The 15,840-nt window shown below is 47.3% G+C and carries 14 protein-coding genes; 13 read left to right on the top strand and 1 reads right to left on the bottom strand.

Annotated features, from left to right (window positions below):
• The first annotated feature begins 77 nt into the window (after nt 1-77).
• The 7 genes from dprA to codY all read left to right on the top strand — a co-directional run bounded on the left by dprA (nt 78) and on the right by codY (nt 9,034).
• On the top strand, nt 78-980 hold the full coding sequence (gene dprA / locus OXB_RS10320) for a DNA-processing protein DprA (RefSeq protein ID WP_041074033.1): 903 nt from the start codon (nt 78-80) through the stop codon (nt 978-980).
• A 493-nt stretch (nt 981-1,473) separates the two neighbouring features.
• Complete coding sequence (gene topA / locus OXB_RS10325) at nt 1,474-3,549, top strand: type I DNA topoisomerase (RefSeq protein WP_041074035.1); 2,076 nt, start codon at nt 1,474-1,476, stop codon at nt 3,547-3,549.
• A 128-nt stretch (nt 3,550-3,677) separates the two neighbouring features.
• Nucleotides 3,678-4,988 (top strand): FADH(2)-oxidizing methylenetetrahydrofolate--tRNA-(uracil(54)-C(5))-methyltransferase TrmFO, encoded by a 1,311-nt coding sequence (gene trmFO, locus OXB_RS10330; RefSeq protein ID WP_041074037.1) that lies wholly within the window; start codon nt 3,678-3,680, stop codon nt 4,986-4,988.
• A 333-nt stretch (nt 4,989-5,321) separates the two neighbouring features.
• A complete protein-coding gene (gene xerC / locus OXB_RS10335; protein WP_041074039.1) occupies nt 5,322-6,221 on the top strand; it encodes a tyrosine recombinase XerC in 900 nt (299 codons plus the stop codon).
• A gap of 12 nt (nt 6,222-6,233) precedes the next feature.
• A complete protein-coding gene (hslV, locus tag OXB_RS10340) occupies nt 6,234-6,776 on the top strand; it encodes an ATP-dependent protease subunit HslV (protein WP_041074040.1) in 543 nt (180 codons plus the stop codon).
• Nucleotides 6,773-8,176, top strand: coding sequence for an ATP-dependent protease ATPase subunit HslU (gene hslU / locus OXB_RS10345; protein ID WP_041074041.1), 1,404 nt, complete (start codon nt 6,773-6,775; stop codon nt 8,174-8,176). Before hslV ends, hslU begins: the two co-directional genes overlap by 4 nt.
• Nucleotides 8,177-8,257: 81 nt before the next feature.
• Nucleotides 8,258-9,034: a GTP-sensing pleiotropic transcriptional regulator CodY gene (gene codY, locus OXB_RS10350; RefSeq protein ID WP_041074043.1), complete on the top strand. Its 777-nt coding sequence runs from the start codon at nt 8,258-8,260 to the stop codon at nt 9,032-9,034.
• A gap of 182 nt (nt 9,035-9,216) precedes the next feature.
• Here codY and OXB_RS10355 read toward each other — a convergent pair whose 3' ends face one another.
• Nucleotides 9,217-10,677, bottom strand: coding sequence for an IS1182 family transposase (locus OXB_RS10355; RefSeq protein ID WP_041074045.1), 1,461 nt, complete (start codon nt 10,675-10,677; stop codon nt 9,217-9,219).
• 557 nt (nt 10,678-11,234) lie between these two features.
• Between OXB_RS10355 and flgB the strand changes: the two genes are divergently transcribed.
• The 6 genes from flgB to fliH are packed head-to-tail and all read left to right on the top strand — an operon-like array spanning nt 11,235 to nt 15,839.
• Nucleotides 11,235-11,630: a flagellar basal body rod protein FlgB gene (gene flgB / locus OXB_RS10360; protein WP_041074047.1), complete on the top strand. Its 396-nt coding sequence runs from the start codon at nt 11,235-11,237 to the stop codon at nt 11,628-11,630.
• Between the two features lie 2 nt (nt 11,631-11,632).
• Nucleotides 11,633-12,094, top strand: coding sequence for a flagellar basal body rod protein FlgC (gene flgC / locus OXB_RS10365; protein ID WP_041074049.1), 462 nt, complete (start codon nt 11,633-11,635; stop codon nt 12,092-12,094).
• A gap of 17 nt (nt 12,095-12,111) precedes the next feature.
• Nucleotides 12,112-12,420 carry a flagellar hook-basal body complex protein FliE gene (fliE, locus tag OXB_RS10370; RefSeq protein WP_041074051.1) on the top strand — a complete coding sequence of 103 codons (309 nt, stop codon included), beginning with the start codon at nt 12,112-12,114 and terminating at the stop codon, nt 12,418-12,420.
• 44 nt (nt 12,421-12,464) lie between these two features.
• Nucleotides 12,465-14,048 carry a flagellar basal-body MS-ring/collar protein FliF gene (fliF, locus tag OXB_RS10375; protein ID WP_041074053.1) on the top strand — a complete coding sequence of 528 codons (1,584 nt, stop codon included), beginning with the start codon at nt 12,465-12,467 and terminating at the stop codon, nt 14,046-14,048.
• A gap of 14 nt (nt 14,049-14,062) precedes the next feature.
• Complete coding sequence (fliG, locus tag OXB_RS10380) at nt 14,063-15,076, top strand: flagellar motor switch protein FliG (protein ID WP_041074055.1); 1,014 nt, start codon at nt 14,063-14,065, stop codon at nt 15,074-15,076.
• Nucleotides 15,060-15,839: a flagellar assembly protein FliH gene (gene fliH, locus OXB_RS10385; RefSeq protein WP_144399683.1), complete on the top strand. Its 780-nt coding sequence runs from the start codon at nt 15,060-15,062 to the stop codon at nt 15,837-15,839. Before fliG ends, fliH begins: the two co-directional genes overlap by 17 nt.
• The last annotated feature ends 1 nt before the right edge of the window (nt 15,840 follow it).

Raw genomic sequence — 15,840 nt, forward strand, 5'->3', positions numbered from 1 at the left:
ACTTGGCATACGGCCCGCCAGCCTCATTCCCATGCCGGACTGCAAGGTATAAAGGAATGCTGAATAGGAGGGTTTCCATGGACATTGTCGAACAGGAAAGGCGTCTGTTGGCGCTCCATTACGTTTATCCCGTCCCATTGAACAGATTGGGATATCTTTTCGAGAACGATCCCACACTCGAAAAATTGTATGCGTACCGATCAAGTCAGTTGGCTGATTTATTGAACATCCCATTTCGAAAAGCGGACCGCTTGCGGGAAAAGCTGCAGCAACAAAAGACCATCCCCTTTGTACAGCTCTATGAACGGGAAAAGATCATCCCCATATCGTTCACACACCCATATTACCCTGATTCCCTACACCACTTGATTGACCCGCCTGTCGTCCTGTATGCGAGGGGCGATTGTACAATTTTAACGAAATCGCATAAGATTGCGATTATTGGCTCCAGGAAAGCGACTCCCTACTCTTTGGAAGCGCTTTCCCTCATCGTACCCCCGCTTGTGGAGCACGGGATGGTCGTCGTTTCGGGCTTGGCCAAAGGAGCGGACGCCATGGCCCATGAAGCAGCATTGACGTATGGAGGCCGTACCATCGCCGTTTTGGGACATGGTTTATTCCATTTGTATCCGAAAGAAAATGAGAAATTGGCCGGAAGGATGGGCGAAGAACAATTGTTGATCACCGAGTATCCGCCCTATGTCCGACCAGCCAAATGGACTTTTCCGATGCGGAACCGGATCATCAGTGGATTATCCGACGCCGTCATAGTCACAGAATCGACAGAAAAGAGCGGGACGATGAGCACAGTCATCCATGCTTTAGACCACGGAAAAGACGTGTTTGCAGTACCGGGGCCGATTACATCCGCTGTATCCACAGGGCCAAATAAATTGATTGATGAAGGGGCGCGACCAGTTTGGAATGGATTCCAAGTGGTAGGATCACTAGTCCCGGTTGATCAAAAACCAGTCATCTGAATTTTTTGATAAAAAGATGCAAATCGCTCGCAAACGGCGGAAGCCTAATTAGAAATTTTGCCCGAACCGAAGAAACAGTGGGGCGGATTTGTTGCAATTTCCGGGGTTTTGTATAAAAATAAGGCCGACATCCATCGGCGAGAAATTAATGACAAACGCAGACGATGTATTCCTGACCGGATACATCGTCTTTCATTGCCTGGGCGAAAAAAAGGGGCAAAAATGCGGATAGTGCATATTCTTTAAACAATTATGAAATGCTAAGAAAATACGTGGATAAATGAAGCCAACTTCATACCAAACTTTATCAGGTATACACATTTTGTTACAGTAAGCCTTGCAATTAACTTAAATCTAGTATACATTTTGCAACAGATATTCTTTTAAGTCCTTGTTCCAAGAGGAGGAATTGAAATCCGTGGCGAAACACATGCAGATGAAAACCCTCTTTGAAGAATAAATATATGGAACCTCTATAAGGAGGCAGATGTCAATGGCAGACTACTTAGTGATTGTGGAATCGCCGGCAAAAGCGAAAACGATCGAGCGTTATCTCGGGAAAAAATATAAAGTGCGGGCATCGCTCGGGCACTTGCGCGACCTCCCACGCAGTCAAATGGGAATCGATACGGAAAATAATTATGAACCAAAATATATTACAATCCGCGGGAAGGGACCTATCCTGCAAGAATTAAAAAAAGATGCGAAAAAAGCGAAGAAAATCTTTCTCGCAGCTGACCCCGACAGGGAAGGGGAAGCAATCGCATGGCATTTAGCTCATCAGCTTGGCGTCGATACCAAGTCGGATTGCAGGGTCGTATTCAATGAAATTACGAAAGATGCCATCAAGGAATCTTTCAAAAACCCGCGGCCGATCGATATGGACTTGGTGGATGCCCAACAGGCACGTAGAATATTGGACCGGCTCGTCGGATATAACATCAGCCCGATACTATGGAAGAAAGTGAAGAAGGGATTGTCTGCGGGAAGAGTCCAATCCGTAGCGCTCCGCTTGATCATCGACCGGGAAAATGAAATCAAGAACTTTGTCCCGGAAGAATACTGGAGCATCACCGGTTTGTTTGAAAAGAACAAGAAAGAGTTCGAAGCGACGTTTTATGGGGATTCCAAGAAAAAAGTGAAGCTGACGAACAAAGAACAAGTCGATGAGATTTTGGAAAGCCTCGAGGGAGATTCGTTCACGATTCAAAATGTCGTCAAGAAAGAACGGAAGCGGAACCCTGCACTACCGTTCACGACCTCTTCCCTGCAGCAGGAAGCCGCAAGGAAATTGAATTTCCGGGCGAGGAAGACAATGATGCTTGCCCAGCAGCTTTACGAGGGGATCAATCTCGGCAAAGAGGGGAATGTCGGTTTGATCACGTACATGCGTACCGATTCAACCCGGATTTCCGATACGGCGAAAACAGAAGTGAAATCCTTCATTGAGAATACGTATGGCAATGAATATGTTTCAAAATCAGCTCCTGCTGCCAAAAAAGAGTCAGGAAACACGCAGGACGCCCACGAAGCGGTCCGGCCGACATCCGCCTTGCGAACACCATCGGAATTGAAGGAAGTGCTCTCACGGGACCAATTGCGGCTTTACAAGCTGATCTGGGAGCGGTTCGTTGCGAGTCAGATGGCTCCCGCGGTTCTGGATACGGTATCCGTCGACTTGGTCAATGGGGATGTCCGATTCCGTGCGAACGGCTCACAAGTGAAGTTCCAAGGTTTCATGAAAGTGTATGTGGAAGGCGATGACGATCAGACGGAAGAGAAGGATCGGATCCTTCCTCCTTTGGAAGAAGGGGAACAGATCAAGCATAATAAGATCGATCCGAAGCAGCATTTCACACAGCCGCCTCCGCGATATTCCGAGGCGCGCCTCGTCAAGACATTGGAAGAACTCGGAATCGGCCGTCCTTCCACATATGCACCAACTTTGGATACGATTCAGAAACGGGGTTATGTCACATTGGATGCCAAGCGATTTGTCCCGACTGAGCTTGGCGAAATCGTCCATCAAGCGATGAATGAATACTTTCGTGATATAATAGATGTCGAGTTTACAGCGCAAATGGAAAAAGGGCTCGACAATGTCGAGGAAGGCAACGTCAAATGGGTGCAAGTCATCGATGACTTCTACCGGGATTTTGAAAAGCATGTGCAAGTTGCAGATGCTGAAATGGAAAAAATCGAAATCAAAGACGAGCCGGCTGGCGAAGATTGTGAGAAATGCGGCTCACCGATGGTATACAAATTGGGCCGTTACGGTAAGTTCATGGCCTGCTCCAATTTCCCTGATTGCCGGAATACAAAGACGATCATGAAACCGATCGGTGTCACTTGTCCAACTTGTAAGGAAGGGCAGGTCGTGGAGCGGAAGGGGAAAACGAAGCGCGTCTTTTATGGGTGTGACCGGTATCCGGACTGCGACTATGTATCGTGGGATAAGCCGATTGCCCGTCCTTGCCCGAAATGCGAAAGCACACTTATTGAAAAGCGGTTGAAAAAAGGTGTTCAGATTCAATGTACGAAGTGTGATTATAAGGAAGATGAACAGTAACTAAGGAAAAGCAGAGGGGAACGGTGCCTTGATTTCTGTAATGAACGCAGAAATTAAGGCAAATCGATCCCTTCACTGTTCGACTGTGGAAAAGAACCATAAATTATATTGTTGAAGAAGGTGACGGGATGACACCCATCGTAAATGTCATAGGAGCTGGACTTGCAGGAAGTGAGGCGGCGTGGCAGATTGCCAGCCGTGGAGTGAAGGTCCGCTTGTTTGAAATGAGACCGGTTAAACAGACGCCGGCCCACCATACGGATAAATTTGCTGAACTTGTTTGCAGCAACTCGTTGCGTGCCAATACACTGACGAATGCTGTCGGGGTCATAAAAGAGGAGATGAGGCGGCTGGATTCCCTCATCATCAAGGCGGCTGATACTTGTGCAGTGCCGGCAGGGGGAGCCTTGGCGGTGGATCGCCATGAATTTGCAGGGAATGTGACCGAAGCGATTCGCAACCATCCGCTGATCGAGGTGATCGAAGGGGAAGTGACTGCCATTCCGGAGGGGATCACGGTCATCGCCACCGGCCCACTGACATCACCTGCACTGGCGGAGCAAATCCGCGGCCTGACCGGTGAGGAATATTTGTATTTTTATGATGCGGCGGCTCCAATCATCGAAAAAGATTCGATCGATATGTCGAAGGTTTACTTGAAATCCCGGTACGATAAAGGGGAAGCGGCTTATCTGAATTGTCCGATGGACGAAGAGGAGTTCGAGCGGTTCCATGATGCCCTCGTTTCTGCAGAAGTCGTCCCGTTGAAAGAGTTCGAGAAGGAGATTTACTTCGAAGGCTGCATGCCGATTGAAGTGCTTGCATCCCGTGGAGAAAAAACGTTGCTGTTCGGAGCCCTGAAACCGGTTGGACTGGAACATCCTGAAACCGGGAAGCGGCCGAAAGCGGTCGTCCAGCTGCGCCAAGATGACGCGGCGGGCACGTTGTACAATATTGTCGGTTTCCAGACCCATATGAAATGGGGAGATCAAAAAGAAGTGATCAAACTCATCCCTGGACTGGAAAATGTTGAAATTGTCCGCTATGGCGTCATGCACCGTAACACGTTCATCAACTCGCCGCGTGTGATGGATGCGACGTATCAGTTGAAGTCCAATCACCAATTGTTCTTCGCGGGTCAAATGACAGGCGTGGAAGGCTATGTGGAATCGGCCGGCTCCGGCTTAATTGCCGGCATCAATGCAGCCCGTCTTGCGCTCGGTGAGGAGCCGATCGTTTTCCCTGCGGAAACGGCATTGGGAAGCATGGCACGCTATATCACGGAAGCAGATCCGAAAAACTTCCAACCGATGAATATCAACTTCGGACTCTTCCCGGATTTAGGGGAACGCATCAAATCTAAAGTAGAACGTGCAGAAAAACATGCAGATCGGGCATTGGCGGCATTAGCTTCCTTCCGGGCAACCGTCGTCCAATGAAAAAAAGAAGTCCAGGTCATCGACCGATGGACTTCTTTTTATGTGAAAACGTTTACTGGCAAACTGGGAATAAACGGCGCAGTGACGGGATTTATGGAAAAACCCCTTTGAATTGTGTCTGAAAAACGACAACGTTGACGGATGTCGGACATCTTGATATCCGAGAGTTGCCTGTTGTCCGTCAATTATTGTATAGTGATTCGTGGATGACTTTCGAATTTCTAGATTAGTCTTCATTTTCGTGTTATTGAGAATTATTTGAACTAAAATCTTTCCATTCTGAACTCCCATCTGTTATAATTCTCTAGGCGTTTCTATACGGAGGTGGCGAAGATGACATTACAGCCGGCGAGCATCCGGGATGAGTATCTCTCATTTGTACGTTTGGAAAAGAATTATTCTTCATACACCGTTTCAGAATATGAAAAAGACGTAAACGAATTTCTTGAATTTTTGAAAGTTGAAGGCCTGGAAAGTTTGGAGGAGGTTACGTATCCGGTAGCCCGACTGTATGTAACCCGGCTCTATGACAAACATCTTTCCCGGTCCACCATTTCCAGAAAAATCTCTTCTGTACGCTCGTATTTCAAATTTGCCAATGCCCGGTATGATATTTCAGATATCGCTTTCCGGTCTTTGCATCACCCAAAGAAGGAAGAGCGGCTTCCGGCTTTTTTTTATGAAGAAGAATTGAAGTCATTGTTTGATGCTTGTGACGGAAGGGATAAGAAATCCTTGCGGGATCGTGCGCTGCTCGAGTTGTTATACGCGACGGGTATCAGGGTAAGTGAACTAACAGGGATCCGTCTGAAAGACTTGGATGATCAGCTCGGCATCGTCATGGTGATGGGGAAAGGCCGCAAGGAGCGCTATGTTCCTTACGGGGAGTTTGCACAGTCGGCACTGAGTGCGTATCTGGAAGAGAGCAGGCCGCTATTAGTGAAACAAAAAGTGCATGATGCCCTGTTTGTCAATTTACGGGGCGACCCTCTGACCGATGGCGGAGTGCGCCATATTTTAAAAATGCTTATGGAACGTGCGTCGATTCATTCCAAAATCTATCCGCATATGATCCGGCATACATTTGCGACGCATCTATTGTCGAATGGTGCCGATATGAGGACAGTGCAGGAATTGTTAGGCCATAGTCATCTTTCATCGACTCAGGTCTACACTCATATTACGAAAGAGCATTTGAGGAAAACCTATATGAACACGCATCCGCGTGCATAGGAGGATGAATGAATGGAATTCCACGCTACGACGATATTCGCCGTCCGCCACCATGGTTCTTGTGCAATGTCCGGGGATGGACAGGTAACGGTCGGCAATCAGGTCGTCATGAAGCATACCGCCAAAAAAGTCCGCCGCATCTTCGGGGGCAAAGTATTGGCCGGATTTGCAGGATCGGTAGCTGACGCTTTCACGCTATTCGAGTTATTCGAAGGGAAATTGACCGAGTATAATGGCAATCTCCAAAGGGCTTCCGTTGAACTCGCAAAGGAGTGGCGAGGCGACCGGATTCTAAGGAAGCTGGAAGCGATGTTGATTGTGATGGATAAAGAACGTCTGCTGCTCGTTTCAGGCACGGGTGAAGTGATCGAGCCGGACGATGGGATACTGGCAATCGGATCGGGCGGCAACTACGCACTGGCGGCGGGCCGTGCTTTAAAGAAATACGGCGGCGATCGGATGACCGCGGCTGAAATTGCACAGGCGGCATTGGAGACGGCTGCGGAAATATGCGTCTATACAAACGATCAGATCATTGTGGAGGTGCTGGAATGAGCGCTAAACAAGAACTCACCCCGAAGCAATTGACCGCTTATCTCGATCGTTATATCGTGGGACAGGACCAGGCCAAACGGGCGGTCGCTGTGGCAATCAGGAACCGCTACAGACGCAGTCTTTTGACAGATGAGGAAAAAAGCGAAATCATCCCGAAAAACATTTTAATGATTGGACCGACGGGCGTTGGGAAGACTGAAATTGCAAGAAGGATTGCCAAACTCGTCAAGGCTCCGTTTGTCAAAGTGGAAGCGACGAAATTTACGGAAGTGGGATACGTCGGGCGCGACGTGGAATCCATGGTCAGGGATTTGACAGAGGCTGCCGTCCGGATTGTCCGTGAAGAGAAGCGCGAGGCGGTGAAGGAACAAGCCGCCAAGTTGGCCGAAGAACGGCTTGTTGAATTGCTCGTGCCTAGCCGCAAGAAAAACGGGGGTATGCAAAATCCTTTTGAAATGCTCTTCGGGGGGCAAAAGAACGCACAAGACGAACCGGACCAAGCTGAACTGGCAGAATTGAATCGGAAACGGTCCGATATTAAGGCGAGCCTCATCGCAGGCCATCTGGAAGAAGAGATGATCACAGTTGAGGTCACTGCGCAACAACCGTCGCTGTACGATGCCCTGCAAGGGTCCGGCATGGAACAGATGGGTGCCAATATGCAGGATGCGCTGTCTTCTTTGATGCCGAAGAAAACAGTGAACCGCAAGATGAAAGTGAAAGATGCCCGTAAAGTGCTGGAGGCGGAAGAGGCCGATAAATTGATTGACCAAGACGAAATCGCCCGGCACGCCGTCGAGCTGACCGAACAATCCGGCATGATCTTCATCGATGAAATCGATAAGATCGCAAGCCGCGGCGGAGCGGGTTCCTCGGCCGATGTGTCGAGGGAGGGCGTTCAGCGGGATATCCTTCCGATTGTGGAAGGTTCGTCCGTTTCGACGAAATACGGCACGGTAAAAACGGACTTCATCCTTTTCATCGCTGCTGGGGCATTCCATATTGCAAAGCCTTCGGACATCATCCCGGAATTGCAAGGGAGATTTCCAATCCGCGTAGAACTCGAAAAACTCTCGAAAGAGGATTTTACACGTATTTTGAAAGAGCCTGATTTCTCCTTGATTCGTCAATATGAAAAATTATTGGAGACGGAGAATGTCATTCTTGAATTTACGGACGACGCAATCGACCGGATTGCGGAGATCGCTTTCGAAGTGAATGATAATACCGAAAATATCGGGGCGAGGCGCTTACATACCATCCTGGAGAAGCTCCTCGAAGAATTGTCGTATGAAGCGGCAGACATCGGCCCTGCTACTATCAAGATTACCCCTGCATATGTCGATGGAAAGTTGGATAATATCGCAAAAGATAAAGATTTGTCACAATTTATCTTATAAAAAAGTCGAAACAGTTTATTTAATGATTGAAAACCTTTAGAATATTCTATAAACTAGACAACCTTAAGGAGGAAAATTAAAATGACTTTATTAGCAAAAACACGTGAAATCAATGCCATGTTGCAAGAGTCTGCAGGGAATCCGGTCAATTTTAAAGAAATGGCGGAAGAATTGAGCAAAGTGATCGAGTGCAACGCATTCATCGTGAGCCGCAGAGGTAAATTGTTGGGACTTCAAATTCATCAGCAAATCGAGAACGAACGCATGAAGAAAATGTTCCAAGAACGCCAGTTCCCGGAAGAGTATACGAACGGCCTTTTTGAAGTGCGGGAAACATCACCGAACCTTGATGTCTATAGCCAGCATAGCGTGTTCCCGAATGAAAACCGCGACCTATTCAAAGAAGGGCTCACGACCATCGTTCCAATCATCGGTGGAGGAGAACGCCTTGGTACGCTCATTTTGGCAAGACTGCAAGAAGAATTTACAGAGGACGACCTGATCCTTGCGGAGTACGGCGCCACAGTCGTCGGGATGGAAATCCTTAGAGAAAAAACGGAGCAAATCGAAATCGAGGCACGGAGCAAAGCGGTCGTTCAAATGGCAATCAATTCACTATCCTATAGTGAGCATGAAGCGATTGAGCATATTTTCAATGAATTGGACGGAAGCGAAGGTTTGCTCGTCGCATCCAAAATTGCGGATCGCGTTGGGATTACAAGATCGGTTATCGTCAATGCGTTGCGTAAACTGGAAAGTGCCGGCGTTATCGAATCCCGTTCGCTCGGTATGAAAGGTACTTATATTAAAGTATTGAACAGTAAATTCCTTGAAGAATTGGAAAAGCAAAAATCATAAAACTGCCCGGATTCGGCTAAGGCAGACCAACTGCCCAGCCGTTCTCTGAAAATAAATTACTTCTTCCTAATTAGAGGCCACTGAAAAACTCACTTTTTAATTTGCAAGGTACCCCGAAATCTAAAAAGACACCATCTCGTTCATTTTTTCGAACGAAATGGTGTCTTTTTCTTTGGTTTTTCTTACTTTGCTTCTTTCATTAAGGTTATGATTCGTTTGAGATTAACAGCGAAAATGGTCATGGCTCCCTGCATCTGCATGCCAAATAGACCCGTGGATGTGGCTACATCGTACCCGTGTCTTTGTTTTAATTCACTATTCTTCGCTTCGATCTTATAGCGGGATTTGGCTTTCATCTTAAACCCATCGCTATTTTGAAACGCTTCCTGCTCCTTGTGTTCTGTCGATTTTATCGAGATGGAATACGTTTTACTCTTGGCACCCTCTTTATAACAGCCCTCGCGGAGGGGACATACCTTACATTTTTCAATGTCAAAATAGTAAGTGTGCTTTTGGTTCTTTCCTTGGTTTTTCTTGCCTGTCCGCGCTTTGCGAATAGCCAAATGACCAGCTTTACACACATACATTACGGCATCCTTATTGAATTCAAATTCATCTTCTTTCGTGCGGCCACCATGTGTAATTTGGGGATTTAATTTCGATATCAATTCAAGCTCATTTTCTTTTGTGTAGAGGATATTATCTTTTTCCGAATAAGCGGTATCTCCGATTACCGTTTCAATCTCCATACCCGTTTTTTGGCTTTTTTCAATCAATTCTTGTAGATATTTACCGTCGCTTTTTTCACCAGTCGTCACAATTGCGGCGGTAATGAGTCGCTCATCGCTCATTGCGATATGTGTTTTATAGCCGAAGAAAGAGGAGTCAGCCGTTTTATGACCGACACGTGCGTCTGGATCTGTTGAGTAATTAAGCTGTTCTGTATAATCTTCGACTACTTCTTTTAACACATTTAATTTTTCCTGGACAGCTGGAATTCGGGCAATGTGAACTTCGCCTTCAACGACGGAGATGACCTTCCGACAGTAGGCAATTTCATCTGTCACTTCGTTAGAAGTGGTTTTAGGCGGGAATTTCTCTTTCATGGACTCATCGATTTGATAGACCGCTTTTCGTACATTTTTGGATTTCTCCATTAAAAATTCCTTGGGTGACTTTTGGTTGTATCGAGATTTTGTATGCGTCGCGTCCACGATGATGGTTTTACTTTTGATCAGATTTTCTTCCAGTGCGATCTCAACTGTTTTATCAATAAGCATGTCTACTAAACCTGCATCTTGAAGACGCAATTTACGGCATTTCGTTAATGAACTTGGATTGATGACGGGATCTTCCGGAGCCATGTCCAAGAAATACTTAAAGGACATGTCATATTTTGAACGTTCAACTACATCAACATCTGATAAGTCGAAGATTGACTTCAGCAGCAGATATTTAAACATGCGAATCGGAGGCACCGCGTTGCGGCCATTATCCAAGCAATATTTACTTTTCAACTCCTCGAGAATGAATGTGAAATCAACAAGTTCATTAATTTGACGCAGCATATTATCCTTTGGGACGACGATATCGTAAATTGCCATATATGGACTGAGGTTCAGAGATTCTTGATTGGAGATCATCAGGGACACCACCTGGATTTAATAGGTTGATTATACAATAAAAACGGCGATCCATTCCTCGATGAAAGGAATTGGATCGCTGTTTTTTTACTTTATATGCGGGTGAGTCCCGTTGATTGGAGTGCAGAGCGGCGACTCCTGTGGGATTAGCGGGACAGGTGAGACCCCGCAGGAGCGAAGCGACGAGGAGGCTCACCGCCCGCCCCACGGAAAGCGTCCGCTCGGAACGGAAATCAACAGTTATAGCATAAGACCTCTTAAGTGGACTTTTTCAGTGGCCTCCCTAATTAGGGGGAAGTTTTTTATTTCGAGAAATTTATACACATATATGAAAATTATATCCAATTGAGGTGTCGCTAAGGCAAACGGCCTAAAATACTGGTCAGATTATTTTTGCAATATCAATAAAAAGGCTATTTGGCACCATTAAAATTGTGCTATATTTCATAGACAAGGATTGACGAAATCCGCTACAATAGAGTTATGTGTTGAAAATGGAAGAATAATAGAAGATGAAAATATAATGCGAGAAATGATTTTGAAAGAGGTGTGTTTTTTTGAATATCTTCGGCTCATCGATATCGAATTTGGAGCGGGGGCTGGATTATTCAGCTACTAAAGCAAAGGCGATTTCACAAAATATCGCAAACGTGGACACCCCGAATTACAAAGCGAAAAATGTCAGCTTCAAAGAGATGTTGGCGAATGCAAAAATGGAAAATTTGCAAGCATACCGGACCGACGAGCGTCATATCCCTTTTCGCCAACAGGCTTCGCATCCGGGGGTCTTCAGCTATTCCAATTTCCGATACCGCCAAGACGGGAATGGTGTCGATATGGATAAGGAACAATCGGATCTTGCGGCGAACCAAATCTACTATAATGCTTTAATCGACAGAATGAATGGCAAATTTAATACATTGCAAAATGTGATTAAAGGAGGAGGACGTTAACGATGTCAATTTTCCATAGTTTAAATACGTCGGCTTCCGCATTGACTGCACAGAGGATGCGGATGGATGTTATTTCTTCCAATATGGCAAATATCGACACGACGCGCGGCCGGATGGTCGATGGTGAGTGGCAACCGTATCGCCGGAAGACTGTTACGTTCCAACCGCGGGAAGGCCAGTTTGCCACTATGCTGCAAGCCGCGATGGGGAGGTCGGTAAAAGGCTCGGCTGGATACGGAGTCACGATTTCCCGTATTAAGGAAGACACGGAAACACCATTCAAACTCGTATTCGATCCGACACATCCGGATGCCAATGAGGAGGGATATGTCTCCATGCCAAACGTCGACCCGCTAAGGGAGACGATCGACCTCTTATCGGCGACCCGTTCCTTTGAAGCGAATGTGACGGTAATGAATGCGAACAAAGCGATGCTCATGAAAGCACTTGAAATCGGAAAATAATATAAGGGGTTGACAAAATGGCTATACAGCCTTTATCCGCCATCAGTCCTGCAATTGGACAGGCGAGAATCGGGACTGGTGTCCAACCGACACCGTATGAAGCGCAGCAAAGTTTCGGGAACTACTTGAAAGCGGCCATCAACGAAGTGGATAAGAAACAGATCGAATCGGATAAAATGACGCAAAAGCTGGTGCTTGGCGGCGATGTGGAACTTCATGATGTCATGATCGCAGCACAAAAAGCTTCCGTTGCGTTAAATGCGACGATGGAAGTGCGTAACAAAGTAGTAGAAGCGTATCAGGAAATCATCCGGATGCCTGTCTAATCGGATATGTTGTTCTGAATACGTAAAGTGACCGGGGGATTAGAATGAATGAGAGATTAGCGAAAATCAGAGCGGATATACGTGAGTTCTGGTCAAGCCGTACGAAAAAACAAAAAATCACATATATCGGTTCTGCTTCAGCGGTCATCCTACTTGCTGCATTCCTGACGTTTTTCCTATCCAGGACGGAATTCGCACCGCTCTATTCGGATGTGCCCCGGACTGAAATTGGACGGATCAAAGAAGCTCTTGACAGCCAAGGGGTCCCGAACAAAGTGGCGCCCGGAGGCACATCCATCCTCGTGCCGAAGGAGCGTGTCGATGAACTGCTCGTGACCTTGGCAGTGGAAGGAATCCCGAGTTCCGGCACACCGAATTATTCCTTTTTCACAGAAAATGCAAGCTTTGGAATGACGGATAATGAATTCAATATGGCAAAGCTCTCCACGATGCAAAATGAACTTGCGAACCTGATCAAAGGGGTCGAAGGCGTAAAAGATGCCAAAGTGATGATCACTTTGCCGAACGAAAGCGTCTTTTTGAATGACAGCGTCCAGCAGGCGAGTGCGTCCATCGTATTGAATACCGATCCGGGACATCAGTTCACGGAGCCGCAAGTCAGGGCGTTATACACACTTGTATCAAAAAGCCTCCCGAATCTGTCGACAGACGACATCGTCATCATGAATCAGTACTCCGAATATTACGATCTGAAGGACGACACGAATTCATACGGGACAAGCGTGACCGATCAAATTGCCATCAAGAAGACAATCGAACGCGATTTGCAGCGACAACTGCAGTCCATGCTCGGAACGATGATGGGCCATGACAAAGTGCTCGTCTCCGTCACGACGGATATTGATTTCCATTTGGAGAACAGGGAAGAGAATCTAGTGACGCCGGTGGATGAAGAGAGCATGGAAGGGATTGCGCTCAGCGTCCAACGGATTACGGAATCATTCACTGGCACCGGTGCAGGAGCAGGCGGTACACCGGAAGCGGAGGACCCGACGGATAACCGGACAGGCTTCGTCGAAGGTACTTTCGGGAATGGTGATTATGAGAGGATCGAAGAGACGGTCAATAACGAAGTCAACCGGATCCGTAAAGAAATTGTCGAAAGTCCGTATAAAATCCGGGATATCGGGATCCAAGTGGTGGTCGATTCCGATCCGGCATCAATGGCGCCTGGATTGCAAGGCAATATCGAACAACTTCTATCCACAGTTGTGCGCACATCCTTGGACAAAGTGGCCGCCGGCGATTTGACGGAAGAGGCCATCAACGACAAAATCTTCGTCTCCGCTCAACCATTTGAAGGGAAACCGGATCTGACGACTGACTCGCAGCCGATCAACATACCGTGGTGGGTCTATGTAATCGGTGCAGCTCTACTGCTCGTCATCGGAATTCTCGTATTCGCGTACTTCCGTAAACGACGGAGAGAAAGAGAAATGGAAGAAGAACTGGTCTTTGAAGAACAACAAGCCGCCATCGAGGTGGACGATATCAATACCGAGGTGGAAACGGAAGGGACCCTTCGACGGAAGCAACTTGAAAAAATGGCGAAAGAGAAACCGGAAGAGTTTGCCAAACTATTACGCACATGGATAGCCGAGGAATGACGGAGGGATGAAGAGTGGTTAAGAGAGAAAAAGGGATGACAGGGAAACAAAAAGCGGCACTCCTGCTCATTTCCCTCGGCCCGGAAGTTTCAGCGGCAGTCTATAAGCATTTGAATGAAGACGAGATCGAACGGTTGACGCTCGAGATTTCCAGCGTCAAAAAAGTGGAGTCATCCGTGAAGGAAGAGATCATCGAAGAATTCCACAACATCGCCTTGGCGCAGGATTATATTTCCCAAGGCGGGATCGGCTACGCGAAGACCGTATTGGAAAAGGCGCTCGGCAAAGACCATGCACAAGCGATCATCAATCGCCTCACTTCGTCCTTGCAAGTACGGCCGTTCGACTTCGCTCGCAGGGCGGACCCTGGACAGATTCTGAACTTTATCCAGAACGAGCATCCACAGACAATCGCGTTGATCCTTTCCTATTTGGAAGCGGAACAGGCCGGGATGATCCTGTCCTCCTTGCCGCAGGAAGTCCAAGCGGACATCGCCAAACGGATTGCGACAATGGATTCGACATCACCGGAAGTGATCAGCGAAATCGAGGCGGTGCTGGAACGGAAACTATCTTCGACCGTGACACAGGACTTTACGGAAACCGGCGGAGTCGATGCGGTTGTCCAAGTGTTGAATGGTGTCGACAGGACGACGGAGAAAACGATCCTCGACGCATTGGAAATCCAAGACCCAGAACTCGCGGAAGAGATCCGCAAGCGGATGTTCGTATTCGAAGACATCGTTACGCTTGATAATCGTTCGATCCAGCGCATTATCCGTGATTGTGAAAATGAAGATTTGATCCTCTCATTGAAAGTTTCCAGCGAGGAAGTGAAGGAAGTCCTCTTCCGGAATATGTCTTCCCGGATGGCGGAATCTTTCCAAGAGGAAATGGAAATCATGGGACCAGTCCGGCTTCGCGATGTGGAAGAGGCGCAATCCCGTATTGTCGGCGTGATCAGAAGACTGGAAGATTCGGGTGAAATCATCATTGCACGTGGTGGAGGAGATGACATCATTGTCTAAAGTGTATCGCTCCCATCGTACCGTTTCGGTAGAAGGCCGGACGAGAAAAATCGGCATCCGCAGTTTCGAACTGCCGCAAGAGATAGGGAACGAGGAGACTTTGTCACTCGATGCCGTCTTGGCGGAACGCGACAGGCTGCTGGAAACTGCGAATCATTCCATAGCCCAAGAGAAGGCCGCTATCGAGAGAATGAGACAAACCGCCACTGACGACATCGCGGCTATGCAGGCTGCATGGGTAGAGGAAAAGCGAGCGCTTGAACAACAGGCCTATGAAGAAGGGTTTCAAGCCGGTTTCACGGAAGGTAGGGAAAAAGCGCTAGCCGACATGGCATCTTCCGTGGAATTGGCCAATGAAACGACCGAACTATCTTATAAAAATGCCAATAAATATCTCAACAGCCAAGAGCGGGTCATCTTAGACCTAGCCATCCGCTCCGCAGAACGGATCATCGGGAAAATGATAGAAGAAAATGAGGATACGTACTTGGATATCGTCAGAAGGGCACTGAAAGAAGCGAGGGAATCGAAAGAAGTGAAGCTTTATGTTTCGCTCGATTATTATGGGCTTGTATCGGACAATCGTGCGGAATTGGCTTCGATCTTCCCTCCTGATATCCCGTTTCTCATTTTCGCGAATGATGATTTCGAAGCGACGGAGTGCATTATCGAGACGAATCGAGGAAGAATTGTCGTCAGTGTTGATGAACAGCTGAATGAATTAAGGGAGAAACTCGTCGAAATCATGGAAAGTGGTGATTGAC

Source organism: Bacillus sp. OxB-1, from assembly GCF_000829195.1.
In the GTDB taxonomy this organism is placed as follows: Bacteria; Bacillota; Bacilli; order Bacillales_A; family Planococcaceae; genus Sporosarcina.